22 protein-coding genes are annotated in these 25,336 nt (G+C 72.0%); 11 read left to right on the top strand and 11 right to left on the bottom strand.

The window, feature by feature from the left end; genetic code table 11:
- The first annotated feature begins 7 nt into the window (after positions 1-7).
- Positions 8-1,204: a PepSY-associated TM helix domain-containing protein gene (locus ACX9MN_RS16240; protein WP_489724925.1), complete on the top strand. Its 1,197-nt coding sequence runs from the start codon at positions 8-10 to the stop codon at positions 1,202-1,204.
- 34 nt (positions 1,205-1,238) lie between these two features.
- Here the strand turns inward: ACX9MN_RS16240 and ACX9MN_RS16235 are convergent, their stop codons facing one another.
- The 6 genes from ACX9MN_RS16235 to ACX9MN_RS16210 all read right to left on the bottom strand — a co-directional run bounded on the left by ACX9MN_RS16235 (position 1,239) and on the right by ACX9MN_RS16210 (position 9,703).
- On the bottom strand, positions 1,239-3,419 hold the full coding sequence (locus tag ACX9MN_RS16235) for a TonB-dependent siderophore receptor (protein ID WP_489724924.1): 2,181 nt from the start codon (positions 3,417-3,419) through the stop codon (positions 1,239-1,241).
- Positions 3,420-3,855: 436 nt separating this feature from the next.
- On the bottom strand, positions 3,856-4,494 hold the full coding sequence (locus ACX9MN_RS16230) for a TetR/AcrR family transcriptional regulator (protein ID WP_489724923.1): 639 nt from the start codon (positions 4,492-4,494) through the stop codon (positions 3,856-3,858).
- Positions 4,491-4,790 (bottom strand): hypothetical protein, encoded by a 300-nt coding sequence (locus ACX9MN_RS16225; RefSeq protein ID WP_020093189.1) that lies wholly within the window; start codon positions 4,788-4,790, stop codon positions 4,491-4,493. The genes ACX9MN_RS16230 and ACX9MN_RS16225 overlap by 4 nt, the downstream gene beginning before the upstream one ends.
- Before the next feature lie 403 nt (positions 4,791-5,193).
- Positions 5,194-7,044: an NADPH-dependent assimilatory sulfite reductase hemoprotein subunit gene (locus ACX9MN_RS16220; protein WP_489724922.1), complete on the bottom strand. Its 1,851-nt coding sequence runs from the start codon at positions 7,042-7,044 to the stop codon at positions 5,194-5,196.
- A gap of 262 nt (positions 7,045-7,306) precedes the next feature.
- Entirely contained in the window at positions 7,307-9,076 is a 1,770-nt protein-coding gene (locus ACX9MN_RS16215) for a diflavin oxidoreductase (RefSeq protein ID WP_489724921.1), read from the bottom strand.
- 111 nt (positions 9,077-9,187) lie between these two features.
- Positions 9,188-9,703: an Lrp/AsnC family transcriptional regulator gene (locus ACX9MN_RS16210; RefSeq protein WP_010686224.1), complete on the bottom strand. Its 516-nt coding sequence runs from the start codon at positions 9,701-9,703 to the stop codon at positions 9,188-9,190.
- 265 nt (positions 9,704-9,968) lie between these two features.
- On the opposite strand from ACX9MN_RS16210, the gene ACX9MN_RS16205 reads away from it, so the two are divergent.
- Genes ACX9MN_RS16205 through cysN form a run of 3 tightly spaced genes read left to right on the top strand, consistent with a single transcriptional unit; the run spans position 9,969 to position 13,161 of the window.
- Complete coding sequence (locus tag ACX9MN_RS16205; RefSeq protein ID WP_020093186.1) at positions 9,969-10,796, top strand: phosphoadenylyl-sulfate reductase; 828 nt, start codon at positions 9,969-9,971, stop codon at positions 10,794-10,796.
- The gene (gene cysD, locus ACX9MN_RS16200) at positions 10,793-11,755 is read left to right on the top strand and encodes a sulfate adenylyltransferase subunit CysD (protein ID WP_091926378.1); all 963 of its coding nucleotides are present in this window, start codon (positions 10,793-10,795) and stop codon (positions 11,753-11,755) included. Before ACX9MN_RS16205 ends, cysD begins: the two co-directional genes overlap by 4 nt.
- Complete coding sequence (cysN, locus tag ACX9MN_RS16195) at positions 11,755-13,161, top strand: sulfate adenylyltransferase subunit CysN (RefSeq protein ID WP_489724920.1); 1,407 nt, start codon at positions 11,755-11,757, stop codon at positions 13,159-13,161. The genes cysD and cysN overlap by 1 nt, the downstream gene beginning before the upstream one ends.
- 167 nt (positions 13,162-13,328) lie before the next feature.
- Here the strand turns inward: cysN and ACX9MN_RS16190 are convergent, their stop codons facing one another.
- From ACX9MN_RS16190 to ACX9MN_RS16175, 4 genes are all read right to left on the bottom strand, one after another.
- Positions 13,329-14,360, bottom strand: coding sequence for a fumarylacetoacetate hydrolase family protein (locus ACX9MN_RS16190; RefSeq protein WP_489724919.1), 1,032 nt, complete (start codon positions 14,358-14,360; stop codon positions 13,329-13,331).
- A 107-nt stretch (positions 14,361-14,467) separates the two neighbouring features.
- Entirely contained in the window at positions 14,468-15,490 is a 1,023-nt protein-coding gene (locus tag ACX9MN_RS16185) for an LLM class flavin-dependent oxidoreductase (protein ID WP_489724918.1), read from the bottom strand.
- A 46-nt stretch (positions 15,491-15,536) separates the two neighbouring features.
- Positions 15,537-15,878: a type II toxin-antitoxin system RelE/ParE family toxin gene (locus ACX9MN_RS16180; protein ID WP_026604932.1), complete on the bottom strand. Its 342-nt coding sequence runs from the start codon at positions 15,876-15,878 to the stop codon at positions 15,537-15,539.
- Positions 15,871-16,149 carry a ribbon-helix-helix domain-containing protein gene (locus ACX9MN_RS16175; RefSeq protein WP_489724917.1) on the bottom strand — a complete coding sequence of 93 codons (279 nt, stop codon included), beginning with the start codon at positions 16,147-16,149 and terminating at the stop codon, positions 15,871-15,873. Before ACX9MN_RS16175 ends, ACX9MN_RS16180 begins: the two co-directional genes overlap by 8 nt.
- Positions 16,150-16,315: 166 nt before the next feature.
- Here ACX9MN_RS16175 and ACX9MN_RS16170 point away from each other — a divergent pair, with 166 nt between their 5' ends.
- The 4 genes from ACX9MN_RS16170 to ACX9MN_RS16155 all read left to right on the top strand — a co-directional run bounded on the left by ACX9MN_RS16170 (position 16,316) and on the right by ACX9MN_RS16155 (position 20,262).
- On the top strand, positions 16,316-17,518 hold the full coding sequence (locus ACX9MN_RS16170; RefSeq protein WP_489724916.1) for a pyridoxal phosphate-dependent aminotransferase: 1,203 nt from the start codon (positions 16,316-16,318) through the stop codon (positions 17,516-17,518).
- A gap of 25 nt (positions 17,519-17,543) precedes the next feature.
- Complete coding sequence (locus ACX9MN_RS16165; protein ID WP_489724915.1) at positions 17,544-18,386, top strand: NAD(P)-dependent oxidoreductase; 843 nt, start codon at positions 17,544-17,546, stop codon at positions 18,384-18,386.
- A 427-nt stretch (positions 18,387-18,813) separates the two neighbouring features.
- Complete coding sequence (locus tag ACX9MN_RS16160; RefSeq protein ID WP_020093179.1) at positions 18,814-19,194, top strand: hypothetical protein; 381 nt, start codon at positions 18,814-18,816, stop codon at positions 19,192-19,194.
- Between the two features lie 114 nt (positions 19,195-19,308).
- Positions 19,309-20,262: a DMT family transporter gene (locus tag ACX9MN_RS16155; RefSeq protein ID WP_489724914.1), complete on the top strand. Its 954-nt coding sequence runs from the start codon at positions 19,309-19,311 to the stop codon at positions 20,260-20,262.
- A gap of 50 nt (positions 20,263-20,312) precedes the next feature.
- Here the strand turns inward: ACX9MN_RS16155 and ACX9MN_RS16150 are convergent, their stop codons facing one another.
- Positions 20,313-20,576 (bottom strand): hypothetical protein, encoded by a 264-nt coding sequence (locus ACX9MN_RS16150; RefSeq protein ID WP_447699520.1) that lies wholly within the window; start codon positions 20,574-20,576, stop codon positions 20,313-20,315.
- Between the two features lie 336 nt (positions 20,577-20,912).
- Here ACX9MN_RS16150 and ileS point away from each other — a divergent pair, with 336 nt between their 5' ends.
- The 3 genes from ileS to ACX9MN_RS16135 all read left to right on the top strand — a co-directional run bounded on the left by ileS (position 20,913) and on the right by ACX9MN_RS16135 (position 25,306).
- Complete coding sequence (gene ileS, locus ACX9MN_RS16145) at positions 20,913-23,879, top strand: isoleucine--tRNA ligase (RefSeq protein ID WP_489724913.1); 2,967 nt, start codon at positions 20,913-20,915, stop codon at positions 23,877-23,879.
- 85 nt (positions 23,880-23,964) lie between these two features.
- Positions 23,965-24,480, top strand: coding sequence for a signal peptidase II (lspA, locus tag ACX9MN_RS16140; protein WP_489724912.1), 516 nt, complete (start codon positions 23,965-23,967; stop codon positions 24,478-24,480).
- 160 nt (positions 24,481-24,640) lie between these two features.
- Entirely contained in the window at positions 24,641-25,306 is a 666-nt protein-coding gene (locus ACX9MN_RS16135; protein WP_020093175.1) for a hypothetical protein, read from the top strand.
- Positions 25,307-25,336 lie beyond the last annotated feature (30 nt).

The following is a 25,336-nucleotide window of genomic DNA, read 5'->3' as shown; positions in this document are numbered from 1 at the left end:
CACCGCCATGACGCTGCCGATTCCCTCCCTCCGGACCCTGCTCTTCCGCCTGCACTGGGCGCTCGGCCTCACCGCCGGCCTCGTCCTCGCCCTGATGGGCCTGACCGGGGCGCTGATGAGCTACGAGGAGGCGGTCACCGCCTTCGCCAACCGCGACCGGCTCGAGGTCGCGCCCGGCGGGCGGACGGCACTGCCCCCCGCGGCGCTGGCGGCGCGGATCGACGCGCAGGCGGGCGGCCGCGTCGCCAACGTGCTGACCCTGTCGGACGACCCGCGCGCGAGCGTCCACGTCCGCTTCGCCCGCGATCCCGAGACCCGCGCGCGGCCGCCCGCCGCCTACGCCGACCCCTACGACGGCGCGCTGCTCGGCCCGGTGCGGCTGGAGGGCGCCTTCACGACGGTGCGGGACCTGCACCGCTGGCTGCTGCTGCCCGGCGGGTCCAAGGGCTGGGGCCGCACCGTGACGGGCGCCTGCACCCTGGCGCTGCTGGCCTTCCTGGCGACCGGCCTCTACCTGCGCTGGCCCCGGATCCACCGCTGGCGGATCTGGCTGAAGCCGGCCCTGTCGCGGCCCGGCCGGCCGCGCTGGTGGTCGCTGCACGCCGTGGTCGGAACTTGGCTCCTGCCGGTCTACCTGGTCATCGCGCTGAGCGGCCTGACGTGGTCCTACCCGTGGTTCAAGGACGGCGCGACGCGGCTGCTCGTGGGCGCCCCCGACGCCGCGAAGCCGGCCGGCCGCAGGGCCGCCGGAAAACCGGCCGATCCCACCGCCGACGGCGCGGCCGTCGACCGCGCCTGGGCGGATTTCCGCGCGCGGACCGGCGCGGAGGCCGGGACGGCGGTCCTGACCCTGCCGGGCGCCGACACGAAGGCGATCCGCATCCGCTGGCTGCCGAAGGGCGTCGACGCGCCGAGCGCCCGCAACGAGATCCGCTACGATCCCGCCACGGGCGCGCTGCTGGCCTCCGAGCGGGCCGCCGACGCGCCGCTGGGCCGGCGCCTCCTGGACAACGTCCTGGAGGTGCATCGCGGCCGCTTCTTCGGCGACCTCGTCGCGCTGCTGTTCTGCCTCGCGGCGCTGGCCATGCCGGGCTTCGCGGCGACCGGCCTGACGCTCTACGTCCTGCGCCGCCGCGCCGGCGCCCGGCGCAGGACCGTCGCGGCCGGGGCGCCGGCGGGCGCCGTCCGCACGGCGAGCCCCTGACGGCGGCCTCCGGCGGGGCGACGATCACCGCCCGTCAGAGCCGGGCGGTGATCGTCGCCAGCACCGTGAACGGCGCCCCAGGGGTGTTGTTGGTCGCGTTGGTCGGCGCCTCGATGTAGCGCGCGTTCGTCAGGTTGCGCATGTTCACCGACAGGCGCCAGTGGGCGTCGAAATCGTAGTACACGAGCGCGTCGAGCCGGTTGTAGGCGCCCACGGTGAAGCTGTTGTCGAGGTCGCCGTAGCGTCGGCCGACATGGGTGACGCCGAAGCCGAGCCCGAGCCCGCGCAGCGGGCCGTCCTGGAACGCGTAGGTCGTCCACAGGCTGCCGCTGAACACCGGCACGCCGGTGAGCCGGTTGCCGACCGCAAAGGTCGTGTCCTTGGTGATCCGCGCGTCGATCAGGCCGACACTGCCGATGATGCTCCAGCCGGGCAGGATCTCGCCGGCCAGATCGGCCTCGACACCCCGCGACCGCTGCTGGCCGGTGATGACCGAGAAGGTCGGATTGCGCGGGTCGGTGGCCGCGACGTTGTCCCGGACAATCTGGAAGGCGGCCGCGCTCAGGGTCAGGCCGGGCGTGAGATCGACCCGGGTGCCGGCCTCGACCTGCTCGCCCGTGCTGGGCGGGGGGCTCGCCACGTTCAGCACGCTGGCGGTCTGCGGCAGGAACGACGTGGCGTAGCTCGCGTAGAAGGTCAGCGGCTCGAACGGCCGGTAGATCAGCCCGACCCGCGGCGAGGCGCCGAACAGGTTCTGCTCGGGCGGCTGGGTCCGCGAGGCCGGCTGCCGGTTGAAATAGTACTGGCTGCCGAGATCGAACCGGGCCCCGACGACGAGCTGCAGGCCCGGCGCCAGCACGATCTGGTCCTGGACGTAGAGCCCGAACACTTCCAGCTTCTGCTTCAGGTCGGCCTGGAACTGGAGCGGCTGGAAGGCCGCGCCGAACATCGGGTTGAGGAAGCTGACCGGGGCGAGGTTGCCCTGCTGGGAGAAGGCGTGGCGGAAGCCGTTCGAGTACTCGAACCCGAGGAGCGCCGTATGCGCGAAGCCGAAGGTGTCGAACTTCATCACGGCCTCGGTCTGGCTGTCGACCGCGGCGAAGCGCGAATTGACCGTGGCTTCGCGCCGGCTCAGCAGCGTGCCGGCATTGTTGACCGATAGGGCACGGGCGGCGAACACGTCGAACGTGCCCCATTGCCCGGCGATGACCTGCCGGAGCGTCAGGTTCTCGTTGACGTCGTGCTCGGCCCGCATGGTGATCGTGTTGAACGCGCCGAAGTAGCGCGAGGACGGCTCACCGTAGAACCGGCCGATGTTGTCGAGCGGGACGCGGCCGCGGAAGGCCACCAGCCCCTCGTCGTACTGGGTGTGCTGGTTGGTGAATTCCGAGTTCACGTAGACCCGGGTGTCGGCGCTCGGCGTCCAGCTGAAGGCCGGCGCCACGAAGACGCGCCGGTTGGTGTCGCCGCCGTAATTGCGGAAGGTCGGATCCTCCTGGGCGGCGAAGCTGAGACGCGCGGCGAGGCCCTCGACGGCGGGCAGCGCGCTCGACACGGAGCCCTGGAACCGCCGGAAGCCGAAGCTGCCGCCCTGCACGCTCGCGTCGGCCGTGGGCTCGAAGGTGGGCCGGCGGGTCACGATGTTGATGACGCCGCCGGGATCGCCCCGGCCGAACAGCACCGAGGCCGGGCCCTTGATCACCTCGACGCGCTCGGCATCCACGAGGTCGCGCGTCACCGGGTAGAAGTTGATGGCCGGATCGACCAGCACGCCGTCGACGGCGAAGACCTGCGTGGAGAAGCCGCGGATCAGGTAGTTCTGCGACCGGCCCTGCACCGTGCTGCCCAGGACCACGTTGCTGACGTTGGTCACGGCATCGGTGAGCCGCAGATCCTGCTGGTCGGTGATCACCGAGCGGGACACGACGTTGATCGATTGCGGCGAGTCGCGCACCGGCGTGTCGGTGCGCGTGGCGGTCGCCGAGCGCGTCGCCCGGTAGCCCACGACGGGACCGTCGGCCCGCTCGCTGGCCGGGCCCGTGCCCGCAACGCTGAGTTCGGAGAGCACGACCTCGTCGGCGGCCGGGTCGGATTGCGCGCGGATCTCCGTCGGCGCGAGCAGGAGGAGCGACGTCGCGAGGCCCGTGCTGCAGATATTCAGGCGCAACCGGAAGTATTTGATGCGATCGACGGCGTCGATCCGGGCGACGTGCATGGTTTAAAATCGTTCTCAAGAGCGGCGTATCGACGCGGTGCGGTGTTTCTAGAGTGCAAACGCCGTCCTTTCTCAACGCCGATCCCGAAAGCCGCGGGTGACGCGCGCATCCTCTGCCCGGATGTGGCGCGGAGGGCACGCTTTGAGGGGCAATGCTTTGAAATCATTCAAAGATGCCAACTACAGAGTGTGTAATGCGTGGCCTTCGCAACCGGCTGAATCCCGGGCCGCGGGCCGACTCACGCCGTCGCGTCTGTCAGGGGACCGGGCGTGATCGCGCGGGATCGCCCGGGAGAACGGCCGGCCGGCCCGCGCGAGGGGGGAAACGCGGACCGGCCGGCGTACCGCGCGCCGTGTCCGACGCGCGATCGTCGATGGCGGTTCGACCGGCGCGCCGCCGGTGCGTCCCGGGGGCGCGGCGGCCGCGGTGCCGGGATCAGCGGCCGGCGTGTCGGCCCGCGTGCGCCGGGGCCGGCAGGCGACCGTCGAGCCCGGCGTCGAGGAGCGCGTGGAGCTGGGCGATCGCCGCGGCGACGTCGTAGTCGGGCAGCGCGGCCCGGCCGACGACGATCCCCTTCATCAGCGGCGCGAGCAGGGCGTAGAGCCCGGCCGGATCGCATCCCGGCGCGGTGGCGAGCCCCGCCAGGGTCGCCACGAACCAGTCGCGGCTCTCCGCCTCGGTCCGCGCCGTCATGGCGGCGATGTCCGGGTTGCGGGTCGATTCCGACCAGATCTCCACCCGCAGGGTCGCGGCCTCGCGGGTGATCGACGCGAAGTAGCGGGCGATGATGCCCAGCAACGTCCCGCGCGGATCGCCGCTGCCCTCCATCTCGGCGACCAGGAGCGTGCCGCGCTCGCGCTCGCGCTCCACCAGCCCGAGGACCAGGGCCTCCTTGGATTCGAAGTAGCGGTAGAAGTTGCCCGGACTCATCGCGGCCTCGCGGGCGAGGTCCTGCATGGTGGTGCGATGGAAGCCGTTGCGCGCGAAGCAGGTCTCGGCGGCGTCGAGGATGTGCTCGCGCCGGGCGGACGGGTTGCCGCGGGCCTCCGCCACCCTGTCCGCCGCGCCGGTCACGATCCCGGCTGCGCCGTGACGGCGACCGGGGCAACGCGGCTCTGGTCTTTGCCCAGGCTGGCGACCGCGCAGGATTGCGGTCCCTGATGCAGGTCCGCGCAGATCCGGGCCTGCCAGCCGTCCGGGCCGGCGCCCGTCCAGTTGATCAGGGCCAGCCAGGCGAGGGCCAGGACGGCGCCGAAGGTCAGGTTGGCGGGGGTGCAGACGGCGCGGACGAGGGCGAGGGCGCCCGGGCCGCGGGCGCCGAAACGCTCAGCATCGAGATCGGACCAGCGGCCTTCGAGTGTGAGAGCCATCGCGCGCTCCTGTTTGCCCCACCCTTATAATGAACGTTCATTCTCATGTCAATGAACGTTCATTCTCATCGGGGGCGATGGGTTGCGACGGCAGCGCATCGCTGGGGCGGGGATATGCGAGGGCGGGGATCTACCGGGTGTGCCGGCGCGAGCGCGGCCGGGTCTCCGGCGGCGGTTCCGGTTTTCTCGGAACGGCCGTCCGGATCCACGCATGGGCGGGGAGTTCCTCCGGGGCTCGGATCCCTCGCGCCGCGGCCCGGCCGCCCGGGATCGGCGCGCGGCTCCGGTCAGGGCGGGGCCGGGCCGCGACCCGCATTCCGCAACCCTGCCCGCGACCCTGCCGCCGCGGCCTCGCGGTCCCGGCGCGTCCGGAAGCGCCGTCCCGGACGCGCGCGGCCTTTCGTCAGCCGAGCGTGGCCGGCTTGAGGGCGCCGGTCCGCTCGTGGAAGTCCGGGCCGTTGGTGGTCCGCGCCACGTGGCCGGCGCGGATCAGGTAGTCGCCGAAATGCTCGCCCGGCTGCCGGCCCTTCGCGTAGTCGGCGAAGAGCGGGTCGAGGGTGTCGCGGATCTCGGAGGCCGCCACGTCCTCCCGATAGAGCTTGCTGAGCCGCGAGCCGTCGTGGGCGGCGCCCAGGTAGAGGTGGTAGCGCTCGGGGCCGCGGCCGACGAGGCCGATCTCCGAGATGAACGGCCGGGCGCAGCCGTTCGGGCAGCCGGTGGAGCGGATCGTGATCTCCTCCTCGGCGAGCCCGTGGGACGCGAGGCTCTCCTCCAGCTCGGTCATCAGGTCCGGCAGGTAGCGCTCGCTCTCGGCGAGCGCGAGGCCGCAGGTCGGCAGGGCCACGCAGGCGATCGAGCTGCGCCGCAGCGCGCTCGCGCCCCGGGTCAGGCCGTACTCGTCGACCAGCGCGTCGATCTCGGCGCGCTTCTCGGCCGGGACATTGGCGATGATGACGTTCTGGTTGCCGGTGAGGCGGAAATCACCCTGATGCACCTCGGCGATGCGGCGCAGGCCCGAGAGGAACTGCGCGCCGCCCTCGATGTCCTTGATCCGGCCCGAGGGCACGTAGAGGGTCAGGTGGTGGCGGCCGTCGTCGCCCTCGACCCAGCCGTAGCGGTCGCCGTTGCCCGTGAAGGTGAAGGGCTTGGGCGCGCCGAGCTTCTTGCCGGCGCGCTTCTCGACCTCGGCCCGGAAGGCGTCGAGGCCGTAGCGCTCGATCGTGTACTTGAGCCGGGCGTTCTTGCGGTTCTTGCGGTTGCCCCAGTCGCGCTGGACGGTCATCACCGCCTCGGCGACCTTCAGGGCGTCCTCGGGCTTCACGAAGCCCATCACGTCGGCGGTGCGCGGGAAGGTGTCGGGCTCGCCGTGGGTCATGCCCATGCCGCCGCCCACCGTCACGTTCCAGCCGGTGACCTGGTTCTTCTTGTCGAGGATCGCGATGAAGCCGAGGTCGTGGGCGAAGATGTCGACCTCGTTGGAGGGCGGCACCGCCACGACGGTCTTGAACTTCCGCGGCAGGTAGGTCCGGCCGTAGACCGGCTCGACCTCGGCCTCCTCCTCGCCGCCGACCACGCGCTCGCCGTCGAGCCAGATCTCCCGCCACGCGCTGGTCTTGGGCAGCAGCGAGTCGGAGATGTCCTTGGCGAGCTGGTAGGCGGCCTTGTGGGCGCCGGTCTGAGCGGGGTTCGTCGCCGCCATGACGTTGCGGTTGACGTCGCCGCAGGCCGCGATCGTGTCGAGCAGCGCGCCGTCGATGGCGGCCATCGTGCGCTTCAGGTTCGACTTGATCACGCCGTGGTACTGGAAGGTCTGGCGCGTGGTCGCGCGCAGTGCCCCGCCCGCGTAGGTCCGGGCGATGTCGTCGAGGATCAGCCACTGCTTCGGGGTGATGACGCCGCCGGCGATGCGCAGGCGGATCATGAAGCTGTAGGCCTTGTCGAGCTTCTTCTTGGTCCGCTCGGGGCGCAGGTCGCGGTCGTCCTGCAGGTACATCCCGTGGAACTTCACGAGCTGCCCGTCATCCTCCGAGATCGCCCCGGTGGCGTGCTTGAGGAGGCCGTCCGCCAGGGTGCCGCGGAGGTAGCCGCTGGCGATCTTGATGTGCTCGTTCGCCGCGAGCTTCTCCGCGCGCGCGGCCTCGGCATCCGTGATCGGGCGCGTCGTCGGCGGGGTCTCGTAGACGCGCTCGGCCGGGGCGGTGGTCGGGCCGGGGGCCGGGGTCTCGGCGGCGTCGCGGGGGCTGTGGTCGTCCATGGGGTGAATCCGTCTGTCTGAACGCGTCTTCCTCCCCGATCGGGAGGTGGCGAGCGGAGCGGAGCCGGTGCAGGACTGGAACCGGATCCGCGACCCGCCCCCTCTCCCGTGCGGGAGCGGGTCGGCGTGAGGGGTGCGCCCTCTCCGGAAAGACCTGATCCCTCACCCTGTCCCTCTCCCGCCCGGGAGCGGGGACCTGCGTCCCGCCTGTCTCTGCCGCATCTCGTTGAAGGCCCCCCGCGGTGCGGGGAGCGGTGTGTCCTCAGTAAACGTCCTGCTGGTAGCGGTGGCTGCGCTCCAGCGCCGCGACCTGCGCCTCGGCGTCGGCGGCGCTGAGGCCCTTCGCGCTCTGGTACGCGCCCACCACGGCGGCGCGCACGTCCTTGGCCATGGCCTTGGCATCGCCGCAGACGTAGAGATGCGCGCCCCCGTCCAGCCAGGAGACCAACTCCTGCGCGTGCTGGGTGATCCGGTCCTGAACGTAGACCTTCTCCGGCTGGTCCCGCGAGAAGGCCACGTCGATCTTCGTGAGCGACCCGTCCTCCAGGGCGTCCTGCCACTCGAGTTGGTACAGGAAGTCGTGGGTGAAGTGCCGGTCGCCGAAGAACAGCCACGACCGCCCGGGGGCTTCCACGGCCCGGCGCTCCTGCACGAAGGCGCGGAACGGCGCGACGCCGGTGCCCGGGCCGACCATGATGATGTCGGTGGCCGGATCCTGCGGCAGGCGGAAGTGGCGGTTCGGCTTCAGCCGCACCCGCAGCTTGGCGCCGTCGCGGATGCGGTCGGCGACGTGGACCGAGGCGACGCCCGAGCGGGCGCGGCCGTGGGTCTCGTAGCGCACCGCCGCGATCGCGAGGTGGACCTCGTCGCCCACCTCCTTGCGCGAGGAGGCGATCGAGTAGGCCCGCGGCGGCAGCGGCCGGGTGATGGTGCCGATGTGATCGGCCGTGAGCTTCGCCGGGTAGGTCTCCAGCAGGTCGATCAGGTGGCGGCCCTCGATCCAGGCCTTGGCCTCGCCGCTGTCGATGAGCGTCTGCGCCTCCGCGTGGCCGGTCGCCTTCACGAAGCGCTCGATCGTGGCGGCCGAGAGCGTGGTGATGTCCCGCTCGGCGAGCAGAGCCGTGCGCAGGGCCTCGTCGCCGGAGAGCCCGGCGGCGTTCAGGATCTCGTCCACGAGCTGCGGGTCGTTCTCGGGATAGATCTCCAGCGAATCGCCGGGCTCGTAGGCCGGCGCGCCGTCCTCGAAGGCGAGCGCGAGGTGGATCGTCTCCTTGTCGGAGCGCGACGAGTTGAGGTTCACGTGCTCGACGACCTCGACCACGACGGGCTCGCGGCTCGGCTCGGCCTCGTCGTCCTCGCCGGCGCCGGCGCGGGCGAAGTCCACCGCCACGACGTTGTCGGGCTGCTCGGCCGGGGCGAGCGCCTTCAGCGCGCCCTTGATCCAGTCGGCGGCGGGCTTCTCGAAATCGAGGTCGAGGTCGGCCCGCTCGGCGGCGCGCTTGGCGCCGAGCGCCTCGAAGCGCGCGTCGAGCGCCTTCCCGATGGCGCAGAACTCCGCGTAGGACGTGTCGCCGAGCGACAGGACCGCGAACTCGACGCCGTCGAGGCGCGGGGCGCCCTCCCCCATCAGCTCGCCGTAGGCCCGCACGGCCCGGGCCGGCGGCTCGCCCTCGCCCCAGGTGGCCGCGATGGCGATCAGCTTGCCGGCCTTGGGCAGGGTCGCGACGTCGAGGTCGGCGAAGTCCACCACCTTCGGCTTGAAGCCCTGCTTGCGCGCGAGCTTGGCGACGTTGCCGGCGAGCGCCTCGGAGTTCCCCGATTCGCTGGCGTAGATCACCGTCAGCGGCGCGGCGGCCTTGGGCGGGGCGGCCGGCACCGCGGCCGGCTGGCCGCCCGCGGCGTCGAGGCCCGCCAGGAAGCCGGCGAGCCAGGCGCGCTGCGTGGGGCTCGCGGTGCCGAGCACCGCGTCGAGGCTGGCGCGCTCGCCGTCCCCGAACGGGGCGGTGCGCGGGAGGAGATTCTGGCGGGACATCACGGGACCATGTCGGGGCCGGCGCGGCCGGTGTCAATCGAGAAACGTTCGTTTTGCAGAACGGGCGGCGTATAGGACATCACGTTCGCTGCACTGCGAAAAAAGAGAATATCATTCTCCAACCACGGCGAGGACGGGGGCCGTCCCCGGCAGGTGCCGCCCGTTCTTCGGGGGCGCCGGCAGCGGCAGGGCCGTGGTGGATTTCACCTTCTCCATCGCGAAGCGGGAGGTGACGTTCTTGAGCGGCAGCACCGCGATGAGGTGCTTGTAGAAGCTGTCATAGGCCTGCATGTCGGCGACGACGACCCGCAGCATGTAGTCCACGTCGCCGGCCATCCGGTAGAACTCCAGCACCTCCGGCATGGCCGAGACGGTTGCGGCGAAGCGCTGCAGCCACTCCTGGGAATGGTCCGCGGTCTCGATGGAGACGAACACCGTCAGCCCGAGGCCCAGCTTCACCGGATCGAGCACCGCCACGCGCCGGTCGATGACCCCGTCGGCCTCCAGCTTCTGGATGCGCTTCCAGCACGGGGTCTGCGACAGGCCCACGCGCTCGCCGATCGCCGCGATGGAGAGCGTGGCGTCCGTCTGCAGCAGGGCGAGAATCTTCAGATCGATCGCGTCCAAAGCTGTCTCCGTGGGCTTCCGCCGCGCGCGGGGCGCGAGCGCATATACGTGTCTACCGGGACCGGTGAGAAGAATCTTTTACCTCGGGCCCATGCTGCCCGCGCCGGAAGCTGTGCGCAACCGCACGCCGAACCGCCGGTCCGACCCCGCCAAGCGCGCCGGGGCGCCTTGACTTCGTTCGGTATAGCGAACATTTCGACCGCTCGACAACAGGCACGGCGCTGGCCGTGGCCTTTCCACCACGCGAACCCCGGGACATGGCGCGATGACCCGTCCGGACCGACAGGCGGCCGACTCCCTCGCGGAGCGGCTGTCCGGGCTCGACCTTCCAGGCCGCCTCCACCTGATCGCCGCCGAGATCCCCGGCCGCCTCGTCTTCACGACGAGCCTCGGCGTCGAGGACCAGGCGCTCACCCACGCGCTGGCCATGGCGGGCCTCGCGAAGGGTCGCGTCGAGATCGTCACCCTCGATACCGGCCGCCTCTTCGCCGAGACCTACGACACGTGGACCGAGACCGAGTCGGCCTACGGCATCCGAATCACCGCCTACGCCCCCGAACGCGCGGCCGCCGAGGATTTCGTGCGGAGCGAGGGCATCAACGGCTTCCGGCGCTCGGTGGCGGCCCGTCAGGCCTGCTGCGGCTTCCGCAAGGTCGAGCCGCTCGGCCGCGCGCTCGCCGGCGCGAGCGGCTGGCTCACCGGGCTGCGGGCCGGCCAGTCGGCCAACCGCGCCGAGACGCCGCTCGCCGCCTTCGACGCGGAGCGCGGCCTGATCAAGCTGAACCCGCTGGCCGACTGGTCGCGGGAGCAGGTCGATCGCTTCGTGCGCGACAATTTCGTGCCCTACAACGTCCTGCACGATCGCGGCTTCCCGTCGATCGGCTGCGCCCCCTGCACCCGCGCCGTGAAGCTCGGCGAGCCCGAGCGGGCCGGCCGCTGGTGGTGGGAGCAGGAAGACAAGAAGGAGTGCGGCCTGCACGTCGGACGCCCCGGTGCGGCCGTGCAGCCGGGCCAAGAGCCCGCGATCCTCGAGCCCGCCGCCTTCGAGACCACCCCGAATCAGACAGCCCGCCAGCCGGAGTTCGCCCGATGAGCGCCGCCCTCGCCGCCGCCGTGCAGCCGAGCGCCCCCACGCCCGCACCGACCGCCGCCGACCGCCTCAGCCATCTCAAGCGGCTGGAGGCCGAGAGCATCCACATCTTCCGGGAGACGGTCGCCGAGACCGAGAACCCGGTGATGCTCTACTCGATCGGCAAGGATTCCTCGGTGCTGCTGCACCTCGCCCTCAAGGCCTTCGCGCCCGGGCGGCTGCCGTTCCCGCTGCTCCACGTCGACACGACGTGGAAGTTCCGCGAGATGATCGCCTTCCGCGACGCCCGCGCGAAGGAACTCGGCCTCGACCTCCTGGTCCACACCAACCCGGACGGGCTCGCCCGCGGTGTCGGGCCGGTGAGCCACGGCTCCGAGGTCCACACCGACGTGATGAAGACGCAGGCCCTGCGGCAGGCGCTCGACAAGCACAAGTTCGACGCCGCCTTCGGCGGCGCGCGCCGCGACGAGGAGGCGAGCCGCGCCAAGGAGCGGATCATCTCCCTGCGCACCGCGCAGCACCGCTGGGACCCGAAGCGCCAGCGCGCCGAGCCCTGGCACCTCTACAATCTCAAGAAGAAGCGCGGCGAGTCCCTGCGCGTCTTCCCGCTGTCGAACTGGACCGAGCTCGACATCTGGCTCTACATCGAACAGGAAAACATTCCGATCGTGCCGCTCTACTTCGCCAAGGAGCGGCCGGTGGTCGAGCGCGAGGGCCAGCTCATCATGGTCGACGACGAGCGCCTGCCGCTCGCGCCGGGCGAGACCCCGCAGCAGCGCCTCGTGCGCTTCCGGACGCTCGGCTGCTACCCGCTCACCGGCGCGGTGGAGAGCGACGCCGCCTCGCTCCCTGAGATCATCGGCGAGACGCTGGCGGCGCGCACCTCGGAGCGGCAGGGCCGGGTGATCGACAAGGACGGGGCCGGCGCCATGGAGCGCAAGAAGCAGGAGGGCTATTTCTGATGACGCTCCACCAGGCTCCCACGGCCTTCACCGACCGGGCCTCCGGCTACGCGGCGTTCCTGACCGCCCACCGCAACAAGGCGGTGCTGCGCTTCATCGCTTGCGGCTCGGTGGATGACGGCAAGTCGACCCTGATCGGGCGGCTCCTGCACGACACCAAGCAGATCTTCGACGACCAGATCTCGGCGCTCCAGCGCGACTCGCGGAAGCACGGGACGCAGGGGCAGGAGATGGACCTCGCGCTGCTCGTCGACGGCCTCCAGGCCGAGCGCGAGCAGGGCATCACCATCGACGTCGCCTACCGGTTCTTCTCCACCGACAAGCGCTCCTTCATCGTGGCCGACACCCCCGGCCACGAGCAGTACACCCGCAACATGGCCACCGGCGCCTCGACGGCCGACGTGGCGGTGATCCTGGTCGACGCCCGCCAGGGCCTGACCCGGCAGACGCGGCGCCACGCGCTGCTCGTGTCGAATCTCGGGATCCGCCGCGTCGTGCTGGCGGTGAACAAGATGGACCTCGCTGGCTGGGCGCAGGGCACCTTCGACGGCATCGTGTCGGGGTTCTCGGACTTCGCCCGCGGGCTGAATTTCTCCGAGGTCAAGGCGATCCCGCTCTCGGCCAAGAACGGCGACAACGTCGTGGACGCGGGCGTCGCGGCGCCCTGGTACACGGGCGGCACCCTGCTCCACTACCTCGAGACCGTGCCGGTCCACGCCGAGGCGCTGAACGCGCCGTTCCGGATGGCGGTGCAGTGGGTCAACCGGCCCAATTCCGAGTTCCGCGGCTACAGCGGCCGGATCGCCAGCGGCCGGGTGCGGCCGGGCGATTCGGTGACGGTGCAGCCCTCCGGCCGGACCTCCACGGTGGCGCGGATCTACACCGCCGACGGCGACCTGCCCGAGGCCGGCGAGGACGAGTCGGTGACCCTGGTGCTGGCCGACCAGATCGACGCCTCCCGCGGGCAGGTGATCGTGGCCACCGACGCGCCGATGCGGGTCACCGAGACCCTCGACGCGCGCCTGTTCTGGGCGGCCGAGACCGATCTCAGCCCGGGCGCGAGCCTGCTCGCCAAGATCGGCACCGCCACGGTCACCGCGACCGTGGAGCGGATCGCCTCGCGGATCGATCCGGAGACCGGCCAGCCCGGCCCGGCCGAGCGCCTGTCGGCGAACGACATCGCCGACGTGAGCCTGCGCTTCGACCGGCCGGTGGCGGTGGACCCGTACGCGGAGAACCGCGAGACCGGCAGCCTGATCCTGATCGACCGCGAGACCACCGATACGGCAGCCCTCGGGCTCATCCTGGCGCCGAAGGCGGGGGCCGCGCAGGCAGCGACGCCCGGTGCGAAGCCTGCTGAAGGATCGGGGTTCCTGGCCCGTCTCGGGCGCCTGCTCGGGCGCTGAGGACGACCCGCGCACCCTGGCCGTCTCAGGTGATGGCTGCGACAGAGCCGTCCTTGCGAGCGGAGCGAAGCAATCCAGCCGGCGCGACGACTCCCGCCGTCGCGCTGCCCTGGGTCACGTCGCTGCGCTCGTGATGACGGTGCGGGTCGCACCGCTCGGACGACGGATCAGACCAGCCTGAAGCGCAGCTCACCGAGCCCTTCCAGCTCGGATACGACCTCGTCGCCGGGTTTCAGCCACGCGCGGTCCTTGCGCGGGATCTTCTCGCCGAAGATCACCCCCTGCGGGGTCCCGGTGTAGAAGATGTCCCCCGGCTTCAGGGTCATCACCTTCGACGCGAAGCTGATCAGCTGGCGGCAGTTGAAGATCATGTCGTCGGTGCTCCAGTCCTGGCGCACCCGGCCGTTGACCAGCGTCTTGAGCTTGAGGTTGTTCGGGTCCTTCACCCGGTCGGCGGTCACCAGGTAGGGGCCGAGCGGCGCGAACCCGTCCGAGGTCTTGCCGATCATGAACTGTGAGGTCAGCGTCTGGAGGTCCCGGGCGCTGAAATCGTTGCCCGTGCAGTAGCCGGCGAGATAATCGAGGGCGTCCGCCTCGGACACGTTCCGGCACTCGCGGCCGAACACCATCACCAGCTCGGTCTCGTAGTCGAATTCCCGCGCCGCCTGGGTCGGCAGCGCGATCGTGCCGCCGTGGTGGTTCAGGGCGTTGTTGTACTTGTTGAACAGCGGCGGGTCCTTGGGGATCGGCGTGCCGGTCTCCTCCGCGTGGTGGCGGTAGTTGAAGCCCATCATGATGATCTTCTCGGGCCGCGTGACCACCGGCGCGTAGGCGACGTCGGCTTCCGCCAGCACGAAGCGCCCGTCGGGCGCGGCCTCGACGGCGTCGATCAGGGCGCGCAGGGCCGGGCCGCGCCCGTTATGGAGGAGGTCGTCCATGTCGGCGGGAACCGGCATCCCGAGGGCCCGGCCGGCGGCTTCGACGTCGAGCACGCCGTCCTTCGTCTTCACCCCCAGGGCGTAGCCGTCGCCACGGCGCATGTTGAGCAGCACCATATCCCGGGGCATGCCCAAGGGCGCGGGCGCGCTCGGCTTGCCGGACCCGGGCGCCGCCGTGCGCTCCTCGGCGGCCCGGGCCGGCGCCGCGGCGGCGGCGAGGCCCGCGGCCGTGGCGGTCAGGAATTCGCGTCGGTTGCCCATGCTGGCTCTCCTCCGGTCGGCCCGTCTGGTCGCGGGCGTGATCCGGGCGGGAGCCTGCACGGCCGGCGCCGCCGCCGCCAGGACCCGGGCGGGCGCCGGGTGACGGCTCAGGCCGCCTGTGAGGCGACGCCGAGTCCCCAGGCCCGCGCCAGCAGCGCGTAGGAGTCGTGGCGCGCCGCCTGGTCGGGGATCGCCGAGACGATCATCAGCTCGTCGGCCTGCGTGCGCCGGACCATCTCGGCGAGCCGGGCCCGCAGGGTCTCGGGGCCGCCCACGTGCAGGCGGTCGCGGCCGCGCTCGATCTGCACCCGCTCGCCGTCGGAATACGGGTAGTCCAGCGCCTCGGCGAGGCTCGGCAGAGGCCGGTACTCGCCGCGCTCCCGCCGCAGCGTCGCGAGCCGCGCGCTGGAGGCGAGGCGCTCGGCCTCCGCGTCCGTGGCGGCGCAGATCGCCGCCACCGCCAGGATCGCGTGGGGCTTCGCGCCGAGCCGCGTCGGCCGGAACCGGTTCCGGTAATCCAGCATCGGCGGCTCCGCGGGCATCCCGGAGAAGTGCTGCGCGAAGCCGAAGCCGCAGCCGATCTCGCCGGCGAGGCGGGCGCTGTAGTCGGAGGAGCCGAGCAGGAAGATCGGCGGCAGCGGCACCCCCGCGGGGCTCGCCTCGATCCGCGCGAACGGGTGCCCCTCCGGGAAGCCGCCGTCCCAGAACAGCAGCTCCTGCAGGCGGTCGAGGAAGTCGTCCCCGCCCTCCCCCGGCGCTTCCCGGCGGCGCAGCGCCCGCGCGGTGAGGCCGTCGGTGCCGGGCGCGCGCCCCAGACCGAGGTCGATCCGGCCCGGGAACAGGGCCTCCAGCACCCGGAAGCGCTCGGCCACCATCAGCGGCGCGTGGTTCGGCAGCATGATGCCGCCCGAGCCGACCCGGAGGTTGCGGGTCGCGGCGGCGATCTGGCCGATCATGATCTCGGGTGCCGGGCTCGCCACGTTGGGGAGCGCGTGGTGCTCGGCGAGCCAGTAGCGCCGGTAGCCGAGGTTATCGACGTGGCGGGCGAGGGCCAGCGTGTCGTGCAGCGCCCGCGCCGGGGTCGAGTCGGCGCTGACGAAGGAGAGGTCGAGGACGGAGAGCGGGGTCATGCCGGGTGAGATGGGGGTCTGGGCCGGCCGGTGCGAGGGCAGTTCGTCAGGACGGGGGCTCCTGAGCTTCTTCCGTGGTATCGCCTGGATAGACCGCCTCGAAATCGCGGCCGCCATAGAAGATATTGAGGATCCTCACGGATCCACGTTCCACGCGATAGGCGATCACAGCCGATCTCTCGAACGCCACCGTTCGCAAGCCTTCCAAGAGATCGTCACGGGGTCGGCCCGCATGCGGTGCGTGGCCGATTCGGTCGCACCGATCCTTGATCCGCTGCGTGAAGCGCTGCGCCGTCGCGACGTTCTGACTCCGCTGCAAGACCGTTCGGAAGATGCCGGCCAGATCGGCCTGCGCTTGAGGGCGAAACGCAACAGGCAGTCTACGCACGGCGGGTGGCGTGCCGCGCTTCAGCGAACATCCTGTCGAGATCCTCTTGAACCTCTTCGATGCTCAGATCCGGCCGCGGATCGTCCAGGGAACGCCGGATGCGGGCGCGGATGTCATCGAGACGCTCGGCATCCTCGCGTCGCTGGCGCTGCAGGGCGTGCACGGCCTCGTCGAGCAGCGCGTCCACCGAAGCGTACTCACCGGCCTCGACGCTCTCCCGCACGGCGCGGAGCGTGTCCGGTGCCAGGGTGATGCTGATCGTCTCGCCCATCGGCAGGGCCTCTCGTTCCGTCCCGATTCCGAGGATCATAGCAGAAACGTCGCTCCCGCGCGCCGCCGCGGCGTCTCACGCTTGCCGGCTCAGCGTCCCGGGCCTAGGGTCCGCCGCGCCGCGGGGAAGCGGCGCCTGACCGCAAAAATCCGGAGCACCGCACGCCATGGCTCTCCTCGCCGACGTCCTCTCGCGGGTGAAGCCGTCCGCGACCATCGTGATGACCCAGAAGGCCCGGGACCTGAAGGCCTCCGGCGTCGACGTCATCAGCCTGTCGGTGGGTGAGCCCGACTTCGACACGCCCGAGCACATCAAGCAGGCCGCCATCGCGGCGATCCACCGGAACGAGACCCGCTACCCGCCGGTCTCCGGGATCGTGCCCCTGCGCGAGGCGATCGTGCGCAAGTTCAAGCGCGAGAACGGGCTCGACTACAAGGTCTCGCAGACCATCGTGGGCACCGGCGGCAAGCAGGTGCTGTACAACGCGTTCCTCGCCACGCTGAACCCCGGCGACGAGGTGGTGATCCCCCGCCCCTACTGGGTGTCCTACCCGGAGATGGTCGGGCTGTGCGGCGGCACGCCGGTCTTCGCCGACACCGACATGGCCAACGGCTTCAAGCTCCAGGCCGAGGAGCTCGACCGGGTGCTGACCCCGAAGACCAAGTGGATCGTCCTCAACTCGCCGTCGAACCCGTCGGGCGCCGCCTATTCCCGCGCCGAGATGAAGGCGCTCACCGACGTGCTGCTCCGCTACCCGGACGTGCACATCCTCACCGACGACATCTACGAGCACCTCACCTACGGCGACTTCGCGTTCGTCACGCCGGCCCAGGTCGAGCCGCAGCTGATCGAGCGGACGCTGACGATGAACGGCGTCTCGAAGGGCTACGCCATGACCGGCTGGCGCATCGGCTACGCGGCCGGGCCGGAGGCGCTCATCAAGGCGATGGACTTCGTCCAGGGCCAGCAGACCTCCGGCGCCAGCACGATCGCGCAGTGGGCGGCGGTGGCCGCCCTCGACGGGCCGCAGGACCACCTCGCCACGTTCCGGGCCGCCTTCCAGGGCCGGCGCGACCTCGTCGTGTCGATGCTCAACCAGACCAACGGGCTGACCTGCCCGACCCCGGAGGGCGCGTTCTACGTCTACCCGTCCTGCGCGGCGCTGATCGGCAAGCGGACCGAGGCCGGCAAGACCATCGAGACCGACGAGGACTTCGTCATGGAGCTGCTCCAGGCCGAGGGCGTGGCGGCGGTCCACGGCTCGGCCTTCGGCCTCGGCCCGAACCTGCGCATCTCCTACGCGACGTCGAACGCGATGCTGGAGGAGGCCTGCCGGCGCATCCAGCGCTTCTGCGGCTCGCTGCGGTAGCGGTCCCCAGGTCCCGGAGGGTCCCGTGCCCACGATCGCGGTGATCGCCCCGGGCGCCATGGGCAGCGCCGTCGGGGCCCGGCTCGCCGGGCACGGCGCCCGGGTGCTGACCTCCCTGGACGGGCGCGGGGCGGCGAGCCGCGCCCGGGCCGCGGCCGCCGGCATGGCGCATGCCGGGGACGGCGACCTCGCCGCCGCCGATCTCCTGCTCTCCATCGTGCCGCCCGCCGACGCGGAGGCGCTGGCCCGCCGGCTCGCGCCCGCCCTGGCGGCGGCCCCGCGCAAGCCGGTCTACATCGACGCCAACGCCGTCAGCTCGGAGACGGTCGGGCGCGTCGCCGGGATCGTCGCGGCCACCGGCGCGCCGTTCCTCGACGGGGCGATCCTGGGCCTGCCGCCGAGGCCCGGCAGCGCAGGACCGCGCGTCTACGTCTCGGGTCCCGACACGGCCCCGGCCCTGGTCCTGCGCGACCTCGGCCTCGACCTGCGCGTCTGCCCCGGCGCGGTCGGCGCGGCCTCCAGCCTGAAGATGAGCTATGCCGGCCTCAACAAGGGCCTGACGGCGCTCGCCGCGCTCGTGATCGGCGCCGCCGGGCGCGCCGGCGCCGGGGAAGCGCTGCTGGCCGAGCTCGCCGAGAACGAGCCGGCTCTGCTGGCCCGGTTCGCCAGGGGGCTGCCCGACATGGTGCCGAAGGCCTATCGCTGGGCGCCCGAGATGGAGGAGATCGCCGGGTTCCTCGGGCCCGACGCGGCCGGGCGGCAGGTCTTCTCCGGCTACGCCGCGCTCTACCGGCGCCTCGCCGCGGAGGACGGCGCGGACGAGATCGCCGCGCTGATGCGCTTCGCCGCGGCCGCGGCGGAGCACTGATCGCCGCGGGGTCCCGGAAACGGCCCCGCCTCTGTTGCCGGCTCGGCTGTCACCCTCTACACGGGCTGTCCCCAGCGGCCGATGCGCCTGAAGGTTTCGCGAGCCCGCTCGGGCCTGCATGGCGGCGGGGTCGGCAGTGACGGGACGGTCCGGACCAGTTCTCTGGGCCGTTCCTGTGAGGCTCAGTGGGCCGAGTCGCTGCAGGAGTGTCGGGAGCGCGGGGAACAGGAACCGCGGGTCCGGCGCATGGCCCACATGATTTCCCACCCGATTCCGCCCGCGAGACGGGTCGCGGGCGCGGGTCCCTGCCCCGTTCCGGGACAGCGTCGTCCGGGTCCGTTGCGGCTTCGTTCACGCTCCCGCGCGATGATGCGTCCGGGCCGGGGATCCGGTTCCGCGTAACCGCGTTCTCTCGGGCCTGACGACCATGCGAGCCCTGCTCACCAGCGGCATCAAGGCGATTCTCGGCATCGCCGCGCTCTCCACCGCCGCGCACTGGACCCTCCGGGTCCAGCGCGAGTCCGCCGCCCCCGCGGTCGCGACGGCGAGCCTCGCCGAGCCCGCCGCGACCGGCTCCATCGAGCCGCGCCGGGTCGAACGGGCCGCTGCGCTGGCGCCCGCGCCGGTCGCCGCGGCGGCGCCTGTTCCCGCTGCGCCCGCGCGCGCCGCCGCGGGGCTCGACCAGTCGCACCTCGCCGCCCTGATCGCCGGCGCGACGCCGCCCAAGCCGAAGCTCGCCAAGGCCGCCACCAAGACGGCCTCCGCCGAGAAGGCCCCCGTTGCCGAGAAGGTCGCGGCGAAGCGCTGAGCCGCCGCCGGCGCGGGCGACCGTGCCGGCTGCATGGTTCCCCTGCGCGCCGGCGGATACCCGCGCGGCACCGGGCGTGGCAGGGGTTTCAGCCTCTACCGAGATTGGTCAGGCATGAGCACGCAGGTCGCGACCTCCGTCCCCGACGACAGCGCCGCGCCGCGCGCCGCTCCGGAGGCCGACCTCGCCGGCCGCCGGCGGATCGTCGGCATCGTCCTGATGTGCGGGGCCGTCGCCTTCTTCGCGAGCCTCGACGCCTGCGGCAAGACCCTGGCCCGGGCCGGCGTCGATCCCCTGGTCACCACCTTCATGCGCTACGCGGCGAGCGTCGCCATGATCTCGCTGTTCATCAACCCGGTACGCACGCCGGGCGTCGTGAAGAGCCGGCGCCTGCCGCTGCAGATCGCGCGCTCCCTGCTGCTCTTCGCCTCCACGGCGCTCAACTTCCTGGCCCTGCGCTACCTGCAGCTCGCCGAGACGATCTCGATCCAGTTCGCCGCGCCGCTCACCGTGGCGCTGCTCGCCGGGCCGCTGCTCGGCGAGTGGTCGTCGCGGGCGCGGCTAGCGGCGATCGGCGTCGGCTTCCTGGGCGTGCTGGTGATCGTGCGGCCCGGTGTCGGCGGGATGCATCCGGCCGCTCTGCTCTGCGTCGCCAACGTCGTGGTCTACGCCTTCTACGCGATCATCACGCGCAAGCTCGCGGCCTACGACTCGACCGCCACGACCATGTTCTACACGGGCCTCGCGGGACTCGCGCTGATGGCCCCGCTCCTGCCGTGGATCTGGACGAGCCCGGCGAGCCTGACCCACTGGGCGCTGCTGTTCGGGGTCGCGCTGTTCGGGACGCTGGGCCACTGGCTGCTGGTGATGGCCCATGCCCGGGCCCCGGCCAACGTGCTGGCGCCGTTCATCTACACGCAGCTGCTGTGGTCGGTGACGCTCGGCTTCCTGCTGTTCGGCGACGTCCCGAGCCGCTGGACCGTGGCGGGCGCCATGATCGTCGTCGGCTCCGGCCTGTACCTCCTGGCGCAGGAGACGATCCGCCGGGAGGCGCGGCCGGCCGCCTGAGGCGACCGGCCGGACCCTGTTACGGGACCCTGTCAGCGGCCGAGGCGCGCTCAGCGACGCTCCTGGCGCTCCATCCGCTCCTCGCGGCGGTTCTCGCGCGCCCGGCGGGCCGGGTCCGGATCGGTGCCGAGCACGCCGCCGACGGTGCCGGTCGCCGCGCCGACCGCGCCGCCGACGACCCCGCCCACGGGGCCGGCCGCGGCCGTGCCGTCCTCGACGCCGCGCTGGGCGCCGCGCGCCGTGCCCTGGGCCTCCGCGGCGCCCGCGTAGGCCAGCGGCGCGAGGGCGAGGGTCGCGATCAGAAGCTTCTTCATGGGGCTACTCCCGGATGTCTGTCCGAATCGGCTCCGCGCCGCCGCGGCGGGCGGAGGGTGTGTCGGTCAACGGTTCAGACGCCGATTGGTCCCATCCGCGGTCACGGGCGCGTGATCCGCGCTGCCGCTGGCCTCCGGCCGGGGCGGCTGGTAGAGAACCCGTCATGCACGCTTCGCGCGCCCTGCGCGGCCCCGGCCGCCCGATCCGAATTACCGGCCCGGCCTCCGCCTGAGGGCCCGCTCCAGCGCGGCCGCGCGGAGGTCCGGGATCCTCCTGCCGCCCGACCCGATTCCGCCGGCCCGACGCTGCCGGCCCGACCGCCGATGCGAGATCCGATGACCGCCCCCGAGACCGCGCCAACCCGCGACTATTCCAAGACCCTGTTCCTGCCGCAGACCGAGTTCCCGATGCGCGCCGGCCTGCCGGTGCGCGAGCCGCTCTTCATCGAGCGCTGGAAGCGGATGGACCTCTATGGCAAGCTGCGCGCCCGCGGCCAGGGCCGGCCGAAATTCGTGCTCCACGACGGGCCGCCCTACGCCAACGGCAACATCCACATCGGCACGGCGCTCAACAAGATCCTCAAGGACGTGGTGGTCCGCTCGCAGACCGCCCTCGGCTTCGACGCCAACTACGTCCCGGGCTGGGACTGCCACGGCCTGCCGATCGAGTGGAAGATCGAGGAGCAGTACCGCGCCAAGGGCCGCAACAAGGACGACGTGCCGGTGATCGAGTTCCGGCAGGAATGCCGGACCTTCGCGGCCCAGTGGCTCGACGTGCAGCGCGAGGAGTTCAAGCGGCTCGGCGTCACCGGCGACTGGGACCATCCCTACGCCACCATGGCGTTCCCCGCCGAGGCCGTGATCGCCGACGAGCTGATGAAGTTCTCGATGAGCGGCCAGCTCTATCGCGGCTCCAAGCCGGTGATGTGGTCGGTGGTCGAGAAGACCGCGCTGGCCGAAGCCGAGGTCGAGTACGAGGAGCACGTCAGCGACACGATTTTTTGCGCGTTTCCGATCCGGTCCGGCGCCGAGGGCGATCTCGCGCAGGCGCGGGTGGTGATCTGGACGACCACTCCGTGGACGATCCCGGGCAACCGCGCCGTCGCGTTCTCCAAAAAAATTGCCTACGGCCTGTACCGGGTCACGGAGGCGCCGGCCGACAACTGGGCGGTGCCCGGCCAGACCTACCTGCTCGCCGACAGCCTCGCCGCCACGGTGTTCAAAGCCGCCCGGGTCGAGGCGTTCGCGCGCGTCGCCGACGTGAGCCCGTCGACGCTCGCCGGCCTGACCCTGGACCACCCGCTGGCGAAGCTCGGCTACGGCTTCGCCGTGCCGATGCTCGACGGCGACCACGTCACGGACGAGTCCGGCACGGGCTTCGTCCACACGGCGCCGAGCCACGGCCGCGAGGATTTCGAGCTCTGGATGGCGAGCGGCCGGCTGCTGCGCGAGCGCGGCATCGACGCGACCATCCCCTACACGGTCGACGCCGACAGCGTGCTCACGGAGGCCGCTCCGGGCTTCACCGGCACCCGCGTGCTCACCGCCAAGGGCGAGAAGGGCGACGCCAACAAGGCGGTCATCGCCGCGCTGACGGAGGCCGGGGCGCTGATCGCCCGCGGGGTGCTGCGCCACCAGTACCCGCATTCCTGGCGGTCCAAGAAGCCGGTGATCTTCCGCAACACGCCGCAATGGTTCATCGCCATGGACCGGCCGGTGGATTCGCTGGGCAACCGGACGCTGCGCGAGGTGGCGCTCCAGGGCATCGACGACACCCAGTGGGTGCCGACGCAAGGAAAGAACCGCATCACCGGCATGGTCGCCAACCGGCCGGACTGGGTGGTCTCGCGCCAGCGCGCCTGGGGCGTGCCGATCACCGTCTTCGTCCACCGCGACACCGCCGAGATCCTGAAGGACGACGCCGTCAACGCCCGCATCCGCGACGCCTTCGCGGCCGAGGGCGCCGACGCGTGGTTCCGGGACGACGCCGCGCAGCGCTTCCTGGCGCCCGACCACGACCCGGCCGCCTACGAGAAGGTCACCGACGTCCTCGACGTCTGGTTCGATTCCGGCTCGACCCACGCCTTCGTGCTCGACGATCCGGAGGCCTTCCCGGGGCTCGCCGGCGTCACGCGCGTCCGCGACGGCGGCCAGGACCGGGTCATGTACCTGGAGGGCTCCGACCAGCACCGCGGATGGTTCCAGTCCTCGCTGCTCGAATCCGCCGGCACCCGCGGCCGGGCGCCCTACGACATCGTCCTGACCCACGGCTTCGTGCTCGACGGCAAGGGCCTGAAGATGTCGAAGTCGAAGGGCAACGTCGTCGCACCGCAGAGCGTCATCAAGGATTCGGGCGCCGACATCCTGCGCCTGTGGGTCGCCGCCTCCGACTACACGGATGACCTGCGCATCGGCCCGGAGATCATCAAGACCTTCGCGGAGACCTACCGGAAGCTGCGCAACTCCCTGCGCTGGATGCTGGGCTCGCTGGCCCACCGGGTCCAGGGCGACGACGTGGCCTACGCCGACATGCCGGAGCTGGAGCGGCTGATCCTGCACCGGCTCGCCGAGCTCGACGGCGAGATCCGCGAGGCCTACGCGGCGTTCGACACCAAGCGGGTGGTGGCGCTGCTCAACGGCTTCATGACCGGCGACCTGTCGTCCTTCTACTTCGACGTGCGCAAGGACGCCCTGTACTGCGATCCCGTATCCTCGGTCCGCCGGCGGGCGGCGCTGCAGGTGATCGACGAGGCCTTCCGCCGGGTGACGATCTGGCTCGCCCCGGTGCTCGCCTTCACCGCCGAGGAGGCGTGGCTCGACCGCTACCCGTCCGAGGACGGCTCGGTGCATCTCCAGACCCTGCCGGAGACCCCGGCTGACTGGCTCGACGCCCCCCTCGCGGAGCGCTGGCAAAAAATCCGGCGGGTGCGGCGGGTGGTCACCGGCGCCCTGGAGATCGAGCGCGCGGCCAAGCGCATCGGCGCGAGCCTGGAGGCGGCGCCGACGGTCTACGTGGCGGATCCGGAGCTTCTCGCGGCGCTCGAGGGCTGCGACTTCGCCGATACCTGTATCACCTCGGACATCGCCGTTGTGGCGGGCGAGGGCCCGGCCGAGGCCTTCCGCCTCGACGAGGTGCGCGGCGTGGCGGTGGTGCCGAGCCCGGCCGCGGGTCGCAAATGTGCCCGCTCCTGGCGGGTCAGCCCGGAGGTGGGCAGCGACCCGGACTACCCGGACGTGACGCCCCGCGACGCCCAGGCCCTGCGCGAGTGGGACGCGGCGCATCCGGAGGCGAGCGCGGCGTGAGGGCGTTCCGCGTCGGCGGCGGCGCCACTCCCTCTCCCCGCCCGCGGGGAGAGGGGGACGCCGGCCCGGGCCAGGCGCGCCGCCCATGACGCCGTTCCGCGCCGGTCTCCTGGCCCTCGTCCTCACCCTGGTCCTCGATCAGGCCAGCAAGCTCGGCCTCTATTTCGGCACCGACCTCGTGCTGACGCAGCCCTGGCGGCTGGCGCCCTTCGCCGACTTCGTCGTGGTCTGGAACCGGGGCGTCTCCTACGGGCTGTTCCAGCAGGAGGGCGGGATCGGCCGCTGGCTCCTCGTGGCCCTGTCGCTGGCCGCCGCCCTCGGCCTCGGGATCTGGATGCGCCGGGCCACGTCGCGCCTTCTCGGCGTCGCCCTCGGGTTGATCGTCGGGGGCGCGCTCGGCAACGCCATCGACCGGGCCGCCTACGGCGCCGTCTTCGACTTCGTCCACCTGCATGCCGGCGGCTGGTCCTGGTACGTGTTCAACGTCGCCGACGCGGCGATCGTGGCCGGCGTGATCGGCCTGATCCTCGACAGCCTGTCCCCGGACGGCCGCAGGGGCCGGGCGTCCCCCCCGCAGGGCGACCCGGCGCCGCGCCTGTGATCCCTGCAACACACAGGTCCTCCCGCGTCCCCCTCCTGGCGCGACGCAGTCAAGGCGCCATACGATCGCCGGAAACCGGTCTCAGGCCGGGACCTGTCGGATCGGGCCGCGCCGCGGCCTTCCCAGAGCCGGACGCTCCGTCCGGAACCCGTGAGGCAGCATGACCGGGCATCGCAGGCTTCGTCCCCTCCTCTCCGCCGCGGTGGCCCTGGCTCCGCTCTGCGTCGTCGGTGCCGCGCACGCGCAGGAGCGCGGCGAGTTCATGCGCGACGCCCTGTCGGGCATCGGCCTCCTGGAGAAGCGCCAGGATCCGATCGACTATCACGAGCGGCCGCCGCTGGTGATGCCGCCCAAGATCGACGGCAAGGCCCTGCCGCAGCCGCGGGCGCGCTCCACCAGCACCGCCTGGCCGAAGGATCCCGAGATCGTGGAGCGCGAGCGCGCCGCCGTGGAGCGGCGCAATCCCAAGGGCTCCCAGGCCCAGGGCCGCTACGACGACAACAACGCGACGCTCTCCGTGGAGGAGATGCGCGGCGGCCGCCGTGCCGGCGCGGGCCTGACGACCACCGCCGAGCGCAAGCCCGGCGACAACAACCGCGACGACAGCCTGCTCAGCCCCTTCGAGCTGCTCAAGGGCAAGAGCGCCAACGCCGAGCCCTCCGACATCGAGCCGAGCCGCGACACGCTCACGGACCCGCCGACCGGGTACCGGCAGTCGCCCAAGCAGCTGGCCCGGCCGCCGTCGAGCGACCCGATCAACAACGCCAGCCGCGAGCGCGAGGAGTCGGATCCCCGCGCGTATCTCCGTCAGCGCGCGCAGCAGTGACGGGGGCGCCGTGTCGCCGTTGCAACGGCG

Source organism: Methylobacterium sp. 1A, assembly GCF_058072805.1.
This window is presented reverse-complemented; position numbering and strand designations above follow the sequence as displayed.

Bases quoted from the DNA above. Each gene is read 5' to 3' on its own strand.
- ACX9MN_RS16240 (WP_489724925.1), top strand. From the start codon at position 8: ATGACGCTGCCGATTCCCTCCCTCCGGACCCTGCTCTTCCGCCTGCAC.
- ACX9MN_RS16235 (WP_489724924.1), bottom strand. From the start codon at position 3,419: ATGCACGTCGCCCGGATCGACGCCGTCGATCGCATCAAATACTTCCGG.
- ACX9MN_RS16225 (WP_020093189.1), bottom strand. From the start codon at position 4,790: ATGGCTCTCACACTCGAAGGCCGCTGGTCCGATCTCGATGCTGAGCGT.
- ACX9MN_RS16220 (WP_489724922.1), bottom strand. From the start codon at position 7,044: ATGGACGACCACAGCCCCCGCGACGCCGCCGAGACCCCGGCCCCCGGC.
- ACX9MN_RS16215 (WP_489724921.1), bottom strand. From the start codon at position 9,076: ATGTCCCGCCAGAATCTCCTCCCGCGCACCGCCCCGTTCGGGGACGGC.
- ACX9MN_RS16205 (WP_020093186.1), top strand. From the start codon at position 9,969: ATGACCCGTCCGGACCGACAGGCGGCCGACTCCCTCGCGGAGCGGCTG.
- cysD (WP_091926378.1), top strand. From the start codon at position 10,793: ATGAGCGCCGCCCTCGCCGCCGCCGTGCAGCCGAGCGCCCCCACGCCC.
- cysN (WP_489724920.1), top strand. From the start codon at position 11,755: ATGACGCTCCACCAGGCTCCCACGGCCTTCACCGACCGGGCCTCCGGC.
- ACX9MN_RS16190 (WP_489724919.1), bottom strand. From the start codon at position 14,360: ATGGGCAACCGACGCGAATTCCTGACCGCCACGGCCGCGGGCCTCGCC.
- ACX9MN_RS16185 (WP_489724918.1), bottom strand. From the start codon at position 15,490: ATGACCCCGCTCTCCGTCCTCGACCTCTCCTTCGTCAGCGCCGACTCG.
- ACX9MN_RS16175 (WP_489724917.1), bottom strand. From the start codon at position 16,149: ATGGGCGAGACGATCAGCATCACCCTGGCACCGGACACGCTCCGCGCC.
- ACX9MN_RS16170 (WP_489724916.1), top strand. From the start codon at position 16,316: ATGGCTCTCCTCGCCGACGTCCTCTCGCGGGTGAAGCCGTCCGCGACC.
- ACX9MN_RS16160 (WP_020093179.1), top strand. From the start codon at position 18,814: ATGCGAGCCCTGCTCACCAGCGGCATCAAGGCGATTCTCGGCATCGCC.
- ACX9MN_RS16155 (WP_489724914.1), top strand. From the start codon at position 19,309: ATGAGCACGCAGGTCGCGACCTCCGTCCCCGACGACAGCGCCGCGCCG.
- ACX9MN_RS16150 (WP_447699520.1), bottom strand. From the start codon at position 20,576: ATGAAGAAGCTTCTGATCGCGACCCTCGCCCTCGCGCCGCTGGCCTAC.
- ileS (WP_489724913.1), top strand. From the start codon at position 20,913: ATGACCGCCCCCGAGACCGCGCCAACCCGCGACTATTCCAAGACCCTG.
- lspA (WP_489724912.1), top strand. From the start codon at position 23,965: ATGACGCCGTTCCGCGCCGGTCTCCTGGCCCTCGTCCTCACCCTGGTC.
- ACX9MN_RS16135 (WP_020093175.1), top strand. From the start codon at position 24,641: ATGACCGGGCATCGCAGGCTTCGTCCCCTCCTCTCCGCCGCGGTGGCC.